14 protein-coding genes and 1 pseudogene are annotated in these 15,724 nt (G+C 64.1%); all 15 read left to right on the forward strand.

The genetic code is table 11. The annotated features are described in order from the left end of the window. The first annotated feature begins 108 nt into the window (after nucleotides 1-108). The 15 genes and pseudogenes from paaF to paaZ all read left to right on the forward strand — a co-directional run bounded on the left by paaF (nucleotide 109) and on the right by paaZ (nucleotide 15,575). The gene (paaF, locus tag ACI7M0_RS12655) at nucleotides 109-882 is read left to right on the forward strand and encodes a 2,3-dehydroadipyl-CoA hydratase PaaF (RefSeq protein WP_129931768.1); all 774 of its coding nucleotides are present in this window, start codon (nucleotides 109-111) and stop codon (nucleotides 880-882) included. A gap of 34 nt (nucleotides 883-916) precedes the next feature. Further along, complete coding sequence (gene paaG / locus ACI7M0_RS12660) at nucleotides 917-1,708, forward strand: 2-(1,2-epoxy-1,2-dihydrophenyl)acetyl-CoA isomerase PaaG (RefSeq protein ID WP_104961642.1); 792 nt, start codon at nucleotides 917-919, stop codon at nucleotides 1,706-1,708. 2 nt (nucleotides 1,709-1,710) lie between these two features. Then, nucleotides 1,711-3,228, forward strand: a complete 1,518-nt coding sequence (gene paaH, locus ACI7M0_RS12665) for a 3-hydroxyacyl-CoA dehydrogenase PaaH (RefSeq protein ID WP_104961643.1) — start codon at nucleotides 1,711-1,713, stop codon at nucleotides 3,226-3,228. Then, on the forward strand, nucleotides 3,221-3,661 hold the full coding sequence (gene paaI / locus ACI7M0_RS12670; protein WP_129931767.1) for a hydroxyphenylacetyl-CoA thioesterase PaaI: 441 nt from the start codon (nucleotides 3,221-3,223) through the stop codon (nucleotides 3,659-3,661). Before paaH ends, paaI begins: the two co-directional genes overlap by 8 nt. After that, on the forward strand, nucleotides 3,654-4,874 hold the full coding sequence (gene pcaF / locus ACI7M0_RS12675) for a 3-oxoadipyl-CoA thiolase (protein WP_129931766.1): 1,221 nt from the start codon (nucleotides 3,654-3,656) through the stop codon (nucleotides 4,872-4,874). The genes paaI and pcaF overlap by 8 nt, the downstream gene beginning before the upstream one ends. A gap of 121 nt (nucleotides 4,875-4,995) precedes the next feature. Beyond that, entirely contained in the window at nucleotides 4,996-6,315 is a 1,320-nt protein-coding gene (gene paaK / locus ACI7M0_RS12680; protein ID WP_029615400.1) for a phenylacetate--CoA ligase PaaK, read from the forward strand. Between the two features lie 198 nt (nucleotides 6,316-6,513). Next, nucleotides 6,514-7,503 (forward strand): 1,2-phenylacetyl-CoA epoxidase subunit PaaA, encoded by a 990-nt coding sequence (gene paaA, locus ACI7M0_RS12685; protein WP_129931765.1) that lies wholly within the window; start codon nucleotides 6,514-6,516, stop codon nucleotides 7,501-7,503. A gap of 25 nt (nucleotides 7,504-7,528) precedes the next feature. Next, nucleotides 7,529-7,810 carry a 1,2-phenylacetyl-CoA epoxidase subunit PaaB gene (gene paaB / locus ACI7M0_RS12690; RefSeq protein ID WP_004374528.1) on the forward strand — a complete coding sequence of 94 codons (282 nt, stop codon included), beginning with the start codon at nucleotides 7,529-7,531 and terminating at the stop codon, nucleotides 7,808-7,810. Nucleotides 7,811-7,818: 8 nt separating this feature from the next. Beyond that, nucleotides 7,819-8,577, forward strand: a complete 759-nt coding sequence (gene paaC / locus ACI7M0_RS12695) for a 1,2-phenylacetyl-CoA epoxidase subunit PaaC (protein ID WP_129931764.1) — start codon at nucleotides 7,819-7,821, stop codon at nucleotides 8,575-8,577. Then, complete coding sequence (gene paaD / locus ACI7M0_RS12700) at nucleotides 8,564-9,097, forward strand: 1,2-phenylacetyl-CoA epoxidase subunit PaaD (RefSeq protein ID WP_020190807.1); 534 nt, start codon at nucleotides 8,564-8,566, stop codon at nucleotides 9,095-9,097. The genes paaC and paaD overlap by 14 nt, the downstream gene beginning before the upstream one ends. Before the next feature lie 15 nt (nucleotides 9,098-9,112). Continuing rightward, nucleotides 9,113-10,189 carry a 1,2-phenylacetyl-CoA epoxidase subunit PaaE gene (gene paaE / locus ACI7M0_RS12705; protein WP_070383930.1) on the forward strand — a complete coding sequence of 359 codons (1,077 nt, stop codon included), beginning with the start codon at nucleotides 9,113-9,115 and terminating at the stop codon, nucleotides 10,187-10,189. Between the two features lie 152 nt (nucleotides 10,190-10,341). Continuing rightward, on the forward strand, nucleotides 10,342-10,650 hold the full coding sequence (locus ACI7M0_RS12710; RefSeq protein WP_004374508.1) for a DUF485 domain-containing protein: 309 nt from the start codon (nucleotides 10,342-10,344) through the stop codon (nucleotides 10,648-10,650). Next, nucleotides 10,641-12,209 (forward strand): annotated as a pseudogene (locus ACI7M0_RS12715) (cation acetate symporter); the annotation flags it as partial. The gene ACI7M0_RS12710 and the pseudogene ACI7M0_RS12715, both read left to right, overlap by 10 nt. A 39-nt stretch (nucleotides 12,210-12,248) precedes the next feature. Further along, complete coding sequence (locus ACI7M0_RS12720; protein ID WP_129931763.1) at nucleotides 12,249-13,481, forward strand: OprD family porin; 1,233 nt, start codon at nucleotides 12,249-12,251, stop codon at nucleotides 13,479-13,481. 39 nt (nucleotides 13,482-13,520) lie between these two features. After that, nucleotides 13,521-15,575 (forward strand): phenylacetic acid degradation bifunctional protein PaaZ, encoded by a 2,055-nt coding sequence (paaZ, locus tag ACI7M0_RS12725; RefSeq protein WP_020190812.1) that lies wholly within the window; start codon nucleotides 13,521-13,523, stop codon nucleotides 15,573-15,575. Nucleotides 15,576-15,724 lie beyond the last annotated feature (149 nt).

The raw sequence follows: 15,724 nt of genomic DNA on the forward strand, positions 1-15,724 counted from the left end.
AGCATATACTGACCTCACCTGGTCGTGATCCCGCATTACGCCCCTGCAAACAATTCCAAAAAATGCCGGCCACGCGATGTGCCGTGCGTGCAGCCAGAGGAACCCGAGATGCCGCGATATATCGATGTGCAGGCGCCCGAACACGGCGTTCAGCTCATTACCCTGCAACGGCCCGAGGCCTTGAATGCCCTGTGCACCGAGCTACTGGCAGAACTGGCTGCTGCGCTGCAGGCTGCCGGGGACGACGAGCATGTCCGGGCCACAGTGATTACCGGCAGTGCCAAAGCATTCGCCGCAGGCGCCGACATCCGCGAGATGGCTGATCGCGACCTGGTCGGCATCCTCAATGACCCGCGCGTAGCGCATTGGCAAAGCATCGCCGCATTCGCCAAACCGCTGATTGCCGCAGTCAACGGCTATGCCCTGGGTGGCGGCTGTGAACTGGCAATGTGCGCCGACATCGTCATCGCCGGGACCGACGCCCGTTTCGGCCAGCCGGAAATCAACCTTGGCATCATCCCCGGTGCTGGCGGCACCCAGCGCCTGTTACGTGCTGTCGGTAAGCCGTTGGCCATGCAGATGGTGCTGACGGGGGAAGCCATCACTGCCCTCCGCGCCCAGCAGGCCGGCCTGGTCAGCGAAATCACCCAGCCCGAACTCACCGTAGAACGCGCCATGCAGGTTGCCCGCAGCATCGCCACCAAAGCGCCGCTGGCTGTGCGCCTGGCCAAGGAGGCGTTACTGAAGGCCGGTGATACCGACCTGGCCAGCGGCCTGCGCTTCGAGCGCCATGCCTTCACCCTGCTGGCGGGCACCGCCGACCGCGATGAAGGCATCCGCGCCTTCCAGGAAAAGCGCCAGGCCCGTTTCCAGGGGCGCTGATCATCATTCTCTCGACTGACGGAGCGAGTCTGTCATGACTTTCCAGCACATCCTGTTTTCCATCGAGGACGGCGTTGCCTTCCTTTCATTGAACCGCCCCGAGCAGCTGAACAGCTTCAATACGGACATGCATCTGGAGGTGCGCGAAGCGCTCAAGCAAGTGCGCCAAAGCAGTGACGCGCGGGTGCTGCTGCTGACGGCTGAAGGCCGCGGCTTCTGCGCCGGACAGGACCTGTCCGACCGCAACGTTGCCCCAGGCGCCGAAATGCCTGACCTGGGCCAATCGATCGACAAGTTCTACAACCCGCTGGTGCGCACCCTGCGCGACCTGCCTTTGCCGGTGATCTGTGCGGTCAACGGCGTGGCAGCCGGTGCCGGTGCCAACATTCCCTTGGCCTGCGACCTGGTGCTGGCCGCCCGCTCGGCCAGTTTCATCCAGGCCTTCTGCAAGATCGGCCTGGTGCCGGACTCCGGCGGTACCTGGCTGCTGCCGCGCTTGGTCGGCATGGCCCGGGCCAAGGCGCTGGCCATGCTGGGCGAGCGCCTTGGCGCTGAACAGGCCGAGCAATGGGGGCTGATCTACCGCGTGGTGGATGATGCCGCGCTGCGTGATGAAGCCCTCACCCTCGCCCGCCACCTCGCCGCCCAGCCCACCTACGGCCTGGCACTGATCAAGCGCAGCCTCAATGCCAGTTTCGACAACGGTTTTGAGGCGCAGCTGGAGCTGGAGCGCGACCTGCAGCGCCTGGCCGGGCGCAGCGAGGACTACCGCGAAGGCGTGAACGCCTTCATGAACAAACGCACGCCAGCCTTCAAGGGGCGCTGAACATGGGCGCACTCGCAAGCAATGTGCAGGTGGCGGTGATTGGTGCCGGCGCCATGGGCGCCGGTATCGCCCAGGTCGCGGCCCAGGCCGGTCACCCCGTCAAGCTCTACGACAACCGCCCGGGTGCTGCCGCCCAGGCGGTGACGGGTATCGATCGCCAACTGACCCGGCTGGTGGACAAAGGAAAGTTACTGGCCGCTGAACGCGAAACGATCAATGCCCGCCTGTGCCCGGTCGATACACTCGAAGCCTTGGCAGATGCCGGCCTGGTGATTGAAGCCATCGTCGAAAACCTGCAGGTGAAGCAGGCGCTGTTCAGTCAGCTCGAAACCCTGTGCGCGGCCGACTGTATCCTTGCCAGCAATACTTCGTCACTGTCCATCACCAGCCTCGCCGCTGGCCTTGAACGCCCGCAGCACGTGGTCGGTATGCACTTCTTCAACCCGGCACCGCTGATGGCGCTTGTCGAGGTGGTATCGGGCCTGGCAACCGACCCTGCAGTCGCCGCATGCATCTACGCCACTGCCCAGGCCTGGGGCAAGCAGCCGGTCCATGCGCGCTCTACACCGGGCTTCATCGTCAACCGGGTAGCGCGGCCGTTCTATGCCGAAAGCCTGCGCCTGCTGCAGGAAGGTGCCGCCGATTGCGCCAGCCTGGATGCGCTGATGCGTGACGCGGGTGGCTTCCGCATGGGGGCGTTCGAGCTGACCGACCTGATTGGCCATGACGTCAATTACGCTGTCACCTGTTCCGTATTCGATGCTTTCTATGGCGATTTCCGCTTCCAGCCTTCGCTGGTGCAGAAAGAACTGGTGGACGCTGGTCACCTGGGGCGCAAGACCGGCCAAGGCTTCTATTGCTATGCCGAAGGCGTCGAGCGCCCGCAGCCGGCCGAACTGCACAGCTCCTCCCGCGCGGAGGCCTGCGTTGTCGAGGGCAACCTGGGGGTGATGCAACCGCTGGTCGAGCGCCTTCGCCAAAGCGGTATTGCCGTGACCCAGCGCGCCGGTAGTGGCCTGATCCAGGTGGGCGACGCCACCCTGGCCCTGTCCGACGGCCGCCTGGCTAGCCAACGTGCCCGTGAGGACGGGCTGCGCAACCTGGTGCTGCTCGACCTTGCGCTGGACTACAGCAGCGCCACGCGCATTGCCATCAGCTGGTCAGCGGATACCAGCGACAGCGCCCGTGACCAGGCCGTAGCCCTGCTGCAGCGTGCCGGCCTGAAAGTGACCGGTGTCGCCGACCTGCCCGGCCTGGTGGTACTGCGCACCGTGGCAATGCTTGCCAACGAGGCCGCGGATGCGGTGCTTCAGGGCGTCGGCAGCGCCGCCGACATCGACCTGGCCATGCGCGCCGGCGTCAATTACCCCTGCGGCCCGCTGGCCTGGGCGGCGAACATCGGTATTGCCCATACCCTGCGCGTGCTCGACAACCTGCAGCGCAGCTATGGCGAGAGCCGCTACCGCCCTTCCCTGTTGTTACGCCGCTGTGAAGCCAAAGGAGGCACCCTGCATGACTGAAGTGGAACTGGCACAAGCCTGTGCCGACGCCATGTTCGCCCGCGACCCGGCCACCCAGGGCCTGGGTATCAGCCTGCTGGATGCCGGCCCGGGCCGGGCCAGCCTGCGCATGGCGGTACGTGCCGACATGATCCAGGGGCATGGCACCTGCCATGGCGGTTTCCTGTTCGCGTTGGCCGATTCGGCGTTCGCCTTCGCCTGCAACAGCTACGACCAGGCCACGGTGGCGCTGGGCTGCAGCATCGACTACCTGGCCCCGGCGCTGCGCGATGACGTGCTCACCGCCCACGCCAGCGAAGTCAGCCGCAAAGGCCGCACCGGCCTGTATGACGTGCGCATCGACAACCAGCGCGGTGAGCTGGTGGCGATGTTCCATGGCAAATCCTACAAAGTGCGCGGCACCGTGCTGGCACAGGAGACGCAAGATGAATGAACCGACTCACGCCGATGCCTTGATCATCGACGCCGTGCGCACCCCCATTGGCCGCTATGCCGGGGCCCTGAGCAGTGTGCGCGCCGACGACCTGGCGGCTATCCCGCTCAAAGCCTTGATCCAGCGCCACCCCGAACTGGACTGGAAAGCCATTGATGACGTTATCTTCGGCTGCGCCAACCAGGCCGGCGAGGACAACCGCAACGTGGCTCACATGGCGAGCCTGCTGGCCGGGCTGCCAGTCGAAGTACCAGGGACCACGATCAACCGCCTGTGCGGTTCCGGCCTTGATGCCATCGGCAATGCGGCACGTGCCCTGCGCTGTGGTGAAGCAGGGCTCATGCTGGCCGGTGGTGTGGAATCCATGTCGCGTGCGCCGTTTGTGATGGGTAAGTCGGAGCAGGCATTCGGGCGTGCGGCCGATCTGTTCGACACCACGATCGGCTGGCGTTTCGTCAACCCACTGATGAAGGCCTCCTACGGCATCGATTCGATGCCGGAAACGGCCGAAAACGTGGCTGAACAGTTCGGCATCTCGCGCGCCGATCAGGATGCCTTTGCCCTGCGCAGCCAGCACAAGGCTGCAGCCGCTCAGGCCCGCGGCCGCCTGGCGCGGGAAATCGTGCCGGTCGAAATCCCGCAGCGTAAAGGCCCGGTCAAAGTGGTCGAGCATGACGAGCACCCGCGCGGCGACACCACGCTGGAGCAGCTGGCTCGGCTCGGCACGCCGTTTCGTGAAGGCGGTAGCGTAACGGCCGGTAATGCCTCCGGCGTGAATGACGGCGCTTGCGCCCTGCTGCTGGCCAGCAGCGCCGCGGCCCGCCGCCACGGCCTGAAGGCGCGCGGGCGCATCGTCGGCATGGCTGTGGCCGGGGTTGAGCCCAGGCTGATGGGCATCGGGCCGGTGCCTGCGACCCGCAAGGTGCTGGCGCTCACCGGCCTGGCACTGGCTGACATGGATGTCATCGAACTCAACGAGGCCTTTGCCGCCCAGGGGCTGGCCGTGTTGCGCGAGCTGGGCCTGGCCGACGACGACCCGCGAGTCAACCGCAACGGCGGTGCCATCGCCCTGGGCCATCCCCTGGGCATGAGCGGTGCCCGGTTGGTGACCACTGCCTTGCACGAGCTTGAAGAAACGGCCGGCCGCTACGCCCTGTGCACCATGTGCATCGGCGTAGGCCAAGGCATTGCCATGATCATCGAGCGCCTCTGAGCGGTTCAGACCCTGCGCTTGTTACCGAACTGAACGCAGCCGTATATGCTGCCTCCATGACACTCACCGCGTGGCCTGCAACCGCTGGCGCGCGGCGTACAAGAACAATTCGAGTGAAGCCATGAACATGTACCATGATGCCGATCGTGCCCTGCTGGACCCGATGGAAACCGCCAGCGTCGATGCCCTGCGCCAGCACCAGCTGGAGCGTCTGCGCTGGAGCCTGAAGCACGCCTACGACAATGTGCCGTTGTACCGCCAGCGCTTTGCCGAGTACGGCATCCACCCTGATGACCTCAAGTGCCTGGAAGACCTGGCGAAGTTCCCCTTCACCGGCAAGAACGACCTGCGCGACAACTACCCCTACGGCATGTTTGCCGTGCCCCAGGAAGAAGTGGTGCGCCTGCATGCCTCCAGTGGCACCACCGGAAAGCCGACGGTGGTCGGCTACACCCAGAACGATATCGACACCTGGGCCAATGTGGTTGCCCGTTCGATTCGTGCGGCCGGCGGGCGCAAAGGTGACAAGGTGCATGTGTCCTACGGCTACGGGCTGTTCACCGGCGGGCTCGGCGCGCACTACGGTGCCGAACGCCTGGGCTGCACCGTGATCCCCATGTCCGGTGGCCAGACCGAAAAGCAGGTGCAGCTGATTCGCGACTTCCAGCCCGACATCATCATGGTCACCCCGTCCTACATGCTCAACCTGGCTGATGAAATCGAGCGCCAAGGCATCGACCCGCACGACCTCAAGCTGCGCCTGGGCATTTTTGGTGCCGAGCCATGGACCGACGAGCTGCGCCGCTCGATCGAGCAGCGTCTGGGCATCAATGCCCTCGATATCTACGGCCTTTCGGAAATCATGGGGCCCGGGGTGGCAATGGAGTGCATAGAGACCAAGGACGGCCCGACCATCTGGGAAGACCACTTCTATCCCGAAATCATCGACCCTGCCACCGGCGAAGTGCTGCCGGATGGCCAACTGGGCGAGCTGGTATTCACCTCGCTGAGCAAGGAGGCATTGCCGATGGTGCGCTATCGCACCCGCGACCTCACCCGGCTGCTGCCGGGCACCGCTCGGCCGATGCGGCGGATCGGCAAGATCACCGGCCGCAGTGACGACATGCTGATCATTCGCGGGGTCAATGTGTTCCCGACTCAGATCGAGGAACAGGTGCTAAAAATAAAACAGCTTTCTGAGCTTTATGAGATTCATCTGTATCGCAATGGAAATCTGGACAGTGTCCAGGTGCACGTGGAACTGCGTGCAGAGTGCCAGCACCTTGACGAGGGCCAGCGCAAGCTGGTTGTCGGGGAGTTGAGCAAACAGATCAAGACTTACATCGGTATCAGCACCCAGGTGCACCTGCAGCCCTGCGGCACGCTCAAGCGCTCCGAGGGCAAGGCGTGCCACGTGTTCGACAGACGGTTGGCCAGCTGACCCATTCGGCTGCCATTTCGGCCCCGGCATTGTCCGGGGCCTTTTTTTGCCTGCGTTCTGCCGGGCACGCGCTGCTGCCCGACAGCCCTCTTGGCTGTCAACGTGATACACAAATCTTACTTGATACATATAAATGTGTTTGACGTTATGTTTTGTATCGCTTACAAATGACTCATGCCTTAGCAGGAGTCGCAGCACATGTACGCACAGCTAGTGGAAACCGGAGTCAAGCGCATCAAGTCGCTGGAAGAGATGTCCCCTGAGGAACGCAACTTCCAGGAAAAGATCGACGCCGAAATCAAGATCGAAGCCAAGAACTGGATGCCCGAGGCCTATCGCCAGACCCTCATCCGGCAGATCTCCCAGCACGCCCACTCTGAAATCGTCGGCATGCTGCCCGAAGGCAACTGGGTCACCCGTGCCCCCAGCCTCAAGCGCAAACTGCAGCTGATGGCCAAGATTCAGGACGAAGCCGGTCACGGCCTGTACCTGTACAGCGCCATGGAAACCCTGGGGGCTGACCGCGACGAAGAAATCGCCAAACTGCACAGCGGCAAGGCCAAGTACTCGAGCATCTTCAACTACCCCACCCTCAGCTGGGCCGACATGGGCGCTGTGGGCTGGCTGGTGGACGGCGCCGCCATCGTCAACCAGGTGGTACTGCAGCGCACCTCTTACGGCCCCTACTCCCGCGCGATGATCCGTATCTGCAAGGAAGAGAGCTTCCACCAGCGCCAGGGCTACGAAATGCTCCTGACCATGATGCGCCAGGGCACCCAAGCCCAGCGCGACATGGTTCAGGACGCCATCAACCGCCTGTGGTGGCCGGCGCTGATGATGTTCGGCCCGAGCGATGAACACTCGCCCAACAGCGCCCAGTCGATGGCCTGGAAGATCAAGCGCCAGACCAACGACGAACTGCGCCAGCGCTTCATCGACCAGACCGTGCCGCAGCTGGAACTGCTTGGCTGCACTGCGCCTGACCCTGAGCTGAAGTGGAACGCCGAGCGCGGCCACTACGACTTCGGCGAAATCCAGTGGGACGAGTTCTACGAAGTGATCAAGGGCAATGGCCCATGCAACCTGGAGCGCGTCGCCACCCGGCGCAAGGCCATCGAGGACGGCGCCTGGGTGCGCGAGGCCGCAGTGGCCTATGCGCGCAAGCAACAGCACAAGAACGCCGCCTGAGCGGCGATAGATGCGGAGATCGAAAATGTCTGTCTGGACCCTCTACGAAGTGTTCGTGCGCAGCAAGCACGGCCTTAACCACAAGCACGTCGGCAGCGTGCACGCCGCCGATGCCGCCATGGCCATCGAGAATGCCCGCGAGCTCTACACCCGCCGTAGCGAAGGTGTGAGCCTGTGGGTGGTGCCTTCGGCGCTGATCACCGCCTCCTCCCCCGACGAGAAAGACCCGCTGTTCGCCCCCTCGGACGACAAGGTCTATCGCCATGCCAGCTTCTACGAGCTGCCCGACGAAGTCGGACACATGTGAGGTGGGCCATGCATAAAGAAGCCCTTATCCCCTACCTGCTGTTGCTCGGCGACAGCGCCCTGGTACAGGGCCAGCGCCTCTGCGAATGGTGTGGCCGTGCCCCGGCCATCGAGGAAGAGCTGGCCCTGATGAACGTCGGCCTCGATCTGGTCGGCCAGGCCCGCAACTGGCTGGAGTATGCCGCCGAGCTGCTCGACGATGGCCGGGATGCCGATGCCCTGGCGTTCCGCCGTGACGAGCGCGCCTACCGCAACCTGCTGCTGGTCGAGCAACCCAACGGTGACTTTGCCGTGACCATGACCAAGCAGTTCCTTTACGACGCGTGGCACTTCGCCGTGCTGCAGGGGCTGGTCGAGTCCAGCGACGCGCGAATCGCCGGTATTGCCTCCAAGGCCCTGAAGGAAGTCACCTACCACCTGCGCCGGTCCAGCGAATGGGTACAACGTCTGGGCGGTGGTACCGATGCCAGCCGCCAGCGCATGCTCGCCGCTATCCCGGTACTGTGGCGCTTCACCGTTGAACTCACCGCTGGCAGCGACAACGAAGTCCGTCTGGCCGAATGCGGTATCGGCGCCGATCCCGCTACCGTCGGCGCCACCTGGCTGAAGCAGGTCGCCGCGACGTTTGCTTCGGTCGAACTGCCGCTGCCCAAGGCCGCCAGCCACTTCTATCTGGATGGCCGCAAAGGTCTGCACACCGAGCATCTGGGCCTGCTGCTGGCCGAAATGCAGTTCCTGCCAAGGGCCTACCCCGATGCAACCTGGTGAACTGATTGCCGGCGACCGCGGCGCACGGGCACAGCAAGGCGACGACCTGGCCCGCGCCTGGGCGGTATTGGGCCAGGTCATGGACCCTGAAGTGCCGGTGGTCAGCGTGGTCGACCTGGGGATCGTGCGCGACGTCGATTGGCGCGCCGGCCACCTGCACCTGGTGGTCACCCCGACCTATTCTGGCTGCCCGGCCACCGAAGTCATCGAAGGGGATATCCGCCAGGCGCTGGAGCAAGCCGGTTTCACCGCGCCAGACCTGGAGCGTCGGCTGACCCCGGCCTGGAGCACCGACTGGATCACCGAACTGGGCCGCGAGCGCCTGCGCGCTTATGGCATTGCGCCGCCGCAAGGCAGTGCCAGCAAGCGCAGCCTGCTCGGCGAAGCCCCCCAGGTGTGCTGCCCGCAATGCGGCAGCGCCCATACCGAATTGCTCAGCCAGTTCGGCTCCACGGCCTGCAAGGCGCTGTACCGCTGCCGCGAGTGCCTGGAGCCATTCGACTATTTCAAATGCATTTGAGCCGTGGAGACCACCATGAGCCAGTTTCACAGCCTGACCATCAAGCAAGTGCGCAATGAGACCCGTGATGCGGTATCGATTGCCTTCGATGTGCCCGAGCACCTGCAGGACCAGTTCCGCTTCACTCAGGGCCAGTACCTGGTCATGCGTACCCAGCTGGATAACGAAGAAGTCCGCCGCTCCTACTCCATCTGCAGCGCCGTGCAGGACGGCGAGCTGCGCGTGGCGGTCAAGCGCGTGCCGGGCGGGCGCTTCTCGGCGTTTGCCAATGAAGTGCTCAAGGCCGGTCAGCAGCTGGAAGTGATGCCGCCATCGGGGAGCTTCTTCGTGCCACTGGACCCGGCTCGCCAAGGCAACTATCTGGGGGTAGCTGCCGGCAGCGGCATCACCCCGATACTGTCGATCATCGCCACTACGCTGGCCAGCGAGCCGCACAGCCGTTTCACCTTGCTGTACGGCAACCGTTCCAGTTCGGGGGCGCTGTTCCGCGACAAGCTCGAAGACCTGAAAAACCGTTACCTCGACCGCTTGAACCTGATTTTCGTGTTCAGCCGCGAACAGCAGGATGTCGACCTGTACAACGGCCGCATCGACGCCGACAAATGCGGCCAGCTGTTTTCGCGCTGGCTGGACGTTGCCGGGCTGGACGCGGCATTCATCTGCGGCCCGCAGGCGATGACCGAGACCGTGCGTGACAGCCTGCAGGCCAACGGCATGGCCAAGGAACGCATTCACTTCGAGCTGTTCGCCGCCGCCGGCAGCGAGGCCCGCCGCGAAGCCCGTGAGGCGGCACGCCAGGTGGATTCGGCGCTTAGCCACATCACCGTGATCAGCGACGGCCGGGCACTGAGCTTCGACCTGCCGCGCAACACCCAGAACGTGCTGGACGCCGGCAACGCCATTGGCGCCGAGCTGCCCTACTCGTGCAAGGCCGGCGTGTGCTCCACCTGCAAGTGCCGGGTGATCGAGGGCGAAGTGGAGATGGACAGCAACCATGCCCTCGAAGACTACGAAGTGGCGGCCGGGTATGTGCTGTCGTGCCAGACCTACCCGGTGAGTGACAAGGTGGTGCTTGATTTCGACCAGCTGTAGACCGAGGCGACTGCTTCGCGGGTAAACCCGCTCCTACAGGGCCTGCGCAGGGCCTTAGGGCGGCATCCTTACCTGCGAAGAGGGCCTGAGCAGCAACGCAATACCCCGCGTGACCTCAACACAACAATTACAAAACCAAGAGATCGCTTGCCATGACACCCGAACGCATAGAAAGCATCGCCAACCACCCCGACTTCCAGCACCTGGTGCGGCGCAAACGCCGCCTTAACGGCAGCCTGACCCTGGCCATGCTGGTGGTCTACTACGGCTTCGTCCTGCTGGTTGCGTTTTCGCCCAGCACCCTCGGCCAGTCCCTCAGCGGCGGCGTGACCACGGTCGGCATGCTGGTGGGCGTGCTGATGGTGCTGCTGTCCTTTGCCCTGACCGGCATCTACGTACACCGCGCCAACAACGTGCTCGACCCGCTCAACGACAAGGTCAAGCAGGAGTGCGCACAATGAACTGGACAGCCATTTCGATGTTCATGGTGTTTGTCTGCTTCACCCTGCTGGTCACCCGCTGGGCTGCCCTGCGCACCCGCTCGGCCAGCGACTTCTACACCGCCGGCGGCGGCTTGAGCGGCATGCAGAACGGCCTGGCGATCGCGGGCGACATGATCAGTGCCGCTTCGTTCCTGGGCATTTCCGCGATGATGTTCATGAACGGCTACGACGGCCTGTTGTATGCCCTCGGTGTCCTGGCAGGCTGGCCGATCATCCTGTTCCTGATTGCCGAGCGCCTGCGCAACCTGGGCAAGTACACTTTCGCCGACGTGGTCAGCTACCGGCTGGCGCAAACCCCGGTGCGCTTGACCTCGGCTTTCGGCACCCTGGTGGTGGCGCTGATGTACCTGGTGGCGCAAATGGTCGGCGCCGGCAAGCTAATCGAGCTGCTGTTCGGCATCAGCTACCTGTACGCCGTGATGCTGGTCGGTGTGCTGATGGTTGCGTATGTCACCTTCGGTGGCATGCTCGCCACCACCTGGGTGCAGATCATCAAGGCGGTAATGCTGCTGTCGGGCACCAGTTTCATGGCCTTCATGGTGCTCAAGCACTTCGGCTTCAGCACCGAGGCCATGTTTGCCAGCGCCGTGGCCGTGCATGCCAAGGGCCAGGCGATCATGGCCCCAGGCGGTTTGTTGTCCAACCCGGTGGACGCCATTTCCCTCGGTTTGGGCATGATGTTCGGCACCGCTGGCCTGCCGCATATCCTGATGCGCTTCTTCACTGTCAGTGATGCCAAGGAAGCACGCAAGAGCGTGTTCTACGCCACCGGTTTCATTGGTTACTTCTACCTGTTGCTGATCGTTGTCGGCTTTGGCGCCATCGTCATGGTCGGCACCGAGCCGTCCTACCGCGACGCCACTGGCGCCATCATCGGTGGCGGCAACATGGTCGCCGTGCACCTGGCCCAGGCCGTGGGTGGCAACCTGTTCCTGGGTTTCATCTCTGCCGTCGCCTTCGCCACCATTCTGGCGGTGGTCGCTGGCCTGGCTCTGTCCGGCGCATCGGCCGTGTCCCACGACCTGTATGCCTGCGTGATGCGCAAAGGCAAGGCTACCGAGCAAGAGGAAATGCGCGTGTCGCGCATTGCCACGCTGGTCATCGGCCTGCTGGCGGTGATCCTGGGCCTGATGTTCGAGTCGCAGAACATTGCCTTCCTCTCCGGCCTGGTGCTGGCGGTGGCCGCTTCGGTCAACTTCCCGGTGCTGCTCCTTTCCATGTTCTGGAAAGGCCTGACCACCCGCGGCGCGGTGTGCGGCAGCATGGCCGGGCTGGTCTCGGCGGTGCTGTTGGTGGTGCTGGGCCCGGCGGTGTGGGTCAACGTGCTGCACAACGAAACGGCGCTGTTCCCCTACAGCAACCCTGCGCTGTTCTCCATGAGCCTGGCCTTCCTCAGTGCCTGGGTGTTCTCGGTTACCGACAGCTCCGAACGTGCCGTTGAAGAACGGGGTCGCTACCTGGGCCAATTCATCCGCTCCATGACCGGTATCGGCGCGGCTGGCGCCAGCAAACACTGACTTCAAGGACGAACAGACATGTCGGGTAAAACAACAACAATGAACCGCACACACTTCCTGTCAGCCGCCTGGCTGGCCACCTTCGCCCTGCCGATGCCCGCGCTGGCTGACTTCATCGGCGACAGCCATGCACGCCTGGAGCTGCGCAATCACTACATCAACCGTGATTTCCGCCAGAGCAACGCCCCGCAGGCCAAGGCCGAAGAATGGGGCCAGGGCTTTACCGCCAAGCTGGAATCGGGCTTCACCGAAGGCCCGGTCGGCTTTGGCGTGGACGCCCTGGGCCAGTTGGGCATCAAGCTCGACTCCAGCCGCGACCGTCGCAACACCGGCCTGCTGCCTTTTGGCCCGAACAGTCACGAACCGGTCGACGACTACAGCGAGCTGGGCCTGACCGGCAAGGTACGTGTGTCCAAGAGCACCTTGCGGCTGGGCACCTTGCAGCCGATCCTGCCGGTGGTGGTGTACAACGACACCCGCCTGCTGGCGTCCACCTTCCAGGGTGGCCTGCTCACCAGTCAGGACCTCGATGGCCTCACCTTCAATGCCGGACGCCTGACCAAGGCCAACCTGCGTGACTCCTCTGGCCGCGACGACATCGGCTATGGCGCTGCCAGCAGTGACCACCTGGACTTTGGTGGTGGCAGCTACGCCATCACCCCACAAACCACGGTCAGCTATTACTACGCCAAGCTCCAGGACATCTACCGTCAGCAGTTCGTCGGGCTGATCGACACCCGCCCACTGGCAGAAGGTGTGAGCCTGCGCAGTGACCTGCGCTACTTCGACAGCCGCAACGACGGTGCCGAGCGTGCCGGCAACATCGACAACCGTAACTTCAACGCCATGTTCACCCTGGGCGTGCGGGCGCACAAGTTCACCGCCACCTGGCAGCAGATGTCCGGTGACAGCGCCTTCCCGTTCGTCAACGGCGGCGACCCGTTCACCGTCAACCTGGTCACCTACAACACCTTCACCCGCGCCGGGCTGGACTCTTGGCAAGTGCGCTACGACTACGACTTCGTTGCCATGGGCATCCCCGGCCTGAGTTTCATGACCCGCTATACCGACGGTCGCCACGCGGAAACTGCCACCGTGACCAATGGCCGCGAGCGCGAGCGCGACACCGACATCACGTATGTCATCCAGAGTGGCCCGCTCAAGGACGTCAGCCTGCGCTGGCGCAATGTCACATTCCGCTCCGGCAACGGCCTGACCAACGCCGTGGACGAAAACCGCCTGATCATCGGCTACACCCTGGCGCTGTGGTAACAGCGCCCCCCCCACTTTTTGAACAGCATGGAGAACAGCATGTCTGCCGCCCCTACTCTGCAAAGTTTCATCGCCGGCCGTTGGCTCGGCCAGCACGGCGCCCAGGCCCTGCGCAGCGCCCTCGACGGCCACGTACTGGCCTACAGCCATGAAGAGCGCCCGGACTTCGCCGAAGCTGTGGACTACGCGCGTGCACGCGGCCTTGCTTCGCTGATGGGCATGGATTTCCAACAGCGTGCCCAACGCCTCAAAGCCCTGGCCCTGTACCTGGCCGAACGCAAGGAGCAGCTCTACGCCCTGTCGCACCACAGCGGCGCCACCCGGGCTGACAGCTGGATCGACATCGAAGGCGGCAACGCCACGCTGTTCTCCTATGCCGGCATCGGCAGCCGCGAGCTGCCGTCGGGTAACCTGGTGCACGAAGGCCCAGCCATACCGTTGGGCAAGCAAGGCCATTTCGCCGGTAGTCATATCCTGGTGCCCCGGGCAGGCGTTGCGGTGCACATCAACGCGTTCAACTTCCCCATCTGGGGCATGCTGGAAAAGTTTGCCCCGACGTTCCTCGCCGGTATGCCCTGCATCGTCAAGCCGGCGACCTCGACCAGCTATTTGACCGAGGCCGTGGTACGCCTGATGAATGCTTCCGGCCTGCTCCCCGAAGGCAGCCTGCAGCTTGTTATCGGCAGCACCGGCGACCTGCTCGACCGCCTGCAGGGGCAGGACGTGGTGACCTTCACCGGCTCCGCCGACACTGCCGCGAAACTGCGCGTGACGCCCAACCTGATTCGTAACTCGGTGCCGTTCACCGCCGAGGCCGACTCGCTCAACTGCGCCATCCTTGGCCCGGACGTGAGTCCGGACAGCGAAGAATTCGACCTGTACATCAAGGAAGTGGTGCGTGAAATGACCACTAAAGCCGGGCAGAAGTGCACCGCCATCCGCCGCGCGATCGTCCCGGCCAGGCACCTGGATGCCGTTGCCACGCGCCTGCGCGAGCGCCTGAGCAAGGTCGTGGTAGGCGACCCGTCGCTTGAAGGTGTGCGCATGGGGGCCCTGGCCTCCCATGACCAGCAGCGCGACGTCGGCGAGCGTGTGCGCAGCCTGCTGCAGAGTTGTGACCAGCTGTTCGGCGCCAGCGATGGCTTTGCCCCGCGTGGCGAAGGCGTGGCAGAAGGCGCGTTCTTTGCGCCAACCTTGTTGCAGGCCCGCGATCCGCATGCCGAGGGCGGCGCCCACGATATCGAAGCGTTCGGCCCGGTCAGTACGCTGATGGCCTATGACGACCTCGACGAAGCCTTGGCACTGGCTGCCCGTGGCAAAGGCAGCCTGGTGGCGACCCTGGTCACCGCCGACCGCAGCGTGGCCGCCAAGGCTATCCCGGTGGCTGCTGCCTGGCATGGCCGTCTGCTGGTGCTCGATAGCCAGGCCGCCAAGGAGTCCACCGGTCACGGCTCGCCGCTGCCGCAGCTCAAGCACGGTGGCCCGGGCCGCGCCGGCGGTGGTGAAGAGCTGGGAGGCCTGCGTGCGGTGAAGCACTACCTGCAGCGCGCCGCAGTACAAGGCTCGCCGAGCATGCTCACGGCGGTCACCGGCGAGTACGTGCGCGGCGGCGAAGTGATCGAAACCGAAGTACACCCGTTCCGTCGCTACTTCGAGCAGCTGCGTGTCGGCGAGTCGCTGCTCACCCATCGCCGCACCGTGACAGAAGCTGACCTGGTCAATTTCGGCTGCCTGTCAGGCGACCATTTCTACATGCACTTCGACGAAATCGCCGCCAAGGCGTCCCAGTTCGGTAAACGCATTGCCCACGGTTACTTCGTACTGTCGGCAGCGGCCGGGCTGTTCGTGTCGCCCGGCGCCGGACCGGTATTGGCCAACTATGGGCTGGACACCCTGCGCTTCATCAACCCGGTGGGCATTGGCGATACCATCCAGGCGCGCCTGACCTGCAAGCGCAAGATCGACCAGGGCAAGACCAGCCCGCTGGGGCAGCCGCAGGGGGTGGTGGCGTGGGATGTGGAAGTAACCAATCAGCTGGGTGAATTGGTGGCCAGCTATGACATCCTGACCTTGGTGCTGAAAAAACCAGCATGATGTGTTGACGCTACTGGCCTCTTCTCGGGCAAGCCGCCTCTGACCGGCACTGCACAGCTCCCCCGTAGGAGCGGGTTCACCCGCGAAGAGGCCAGTAGCTGCTCAAAACACTTGGGATCAATGCACCTAAGTGGCTGCCGTGAATTACT

It is taken from the genome of Pseudomonas sp. 10(2024) (assembly GCF_045164175.1).
Taxonomy (GTDB): Bacteria; Pseudomonadota; Gammaproteobacteria; order Pseudomonadales; family Pseudomonadaceae; genus Aquipseudomonas; species Aquipseudomonas alloputida.

Bases quoted from the DNA above. Each gene is read 5' to 3' on its own strand.
- paaF (WP_129931768.1), top strand. From the start codon at position 109: ATGCCGCGATATATCGATGTGCAGGCGCCCGAACACGGCGTTCAGCTC.
- paaG (WP_104961642.1), top strand. From the start codon at position 917: ATGACTTTCCAGCACATCCTGTTTTCCATCGAGGACGGCGTTGCCTTC.
- paaH (WP_104961643.1), top strand. From the start codon at position 1,711: ATGGGCGCACTCGCAAGCAATGTGCAGGTGGCGGTGATTGGTGCCGGC.
- paaI (WP_129931767.1), top strand. From the start codon at position 3,221: ATGACTGAAGTGGAACTGGCACAAGCCTGTGCCGACGCCATGTTCGCC.
- pcaF (WP_129931766.1), top strand. From the start codon at position 3,654: ATGAATGAACCGACTCACGCCGATGCCTTGATCATCGACGCCGTGCGC.
- paaK (WP_029615400.1), top strand. From the start codon at position 4,996: ATGAACATGTACCATGATGCCGATCGTGCCCTGCTGGACCCGATGGAA.
- paaA (WP_129931765.1), top strand. From the start codon at position 6,514: ATGTACGCACAGCTAGTGGAAACCGGAGTCAAGCGCATCAAGTCGCTG.
- paaB (WP_004374528.1), top strand. From the start codon at position 7,529: ATGTCTGTCTGGACCCTCTACGAAGTGTTCGTGCGCAGCAAGCACGGC.
- paaC (WP_129931764.1), top strand. From the start codon at position 7,819: ATGCATAAAGAAGCCCTTATCCCCTACCTGCTGTTGCTCGGCGACAGC.
- paaD (WP_020190807.1), top strand. From the start codon at position 8,564: ATGCAACCTGGTGAACTGATTGCCGGCGACCGCGGCGCACGGGCACAG.
- paaE (WP_070383930.1), top strand. From the start codon at position 9,113: ATGAGCCAGTTTCACAGCCTGACCATCAAGCAAGTGCGCAATGAGACC.
- ACI7M0_RS12710 (WP_004374508.1), top strand. From the start codon at position 10,342: ATGACACCCGAACGCATAGAAAGCATCGCCAACCACCCCGACTTCCAG.
- ACI7M0_RS12720 (WP_129931763.1), top strand. From the start codon at position 12,249: ATGAACCGCACACACTTCCTGTCAGCCGCCTGGCTGGCCACCTTCGCC.
- paaZ (WP_020190812.1), top strand. From the start codon at position 13,521: ATGTCTGCCGCCCCTACTCTGCAAAGTTTCATCGCCGGCCGTTGGCTC.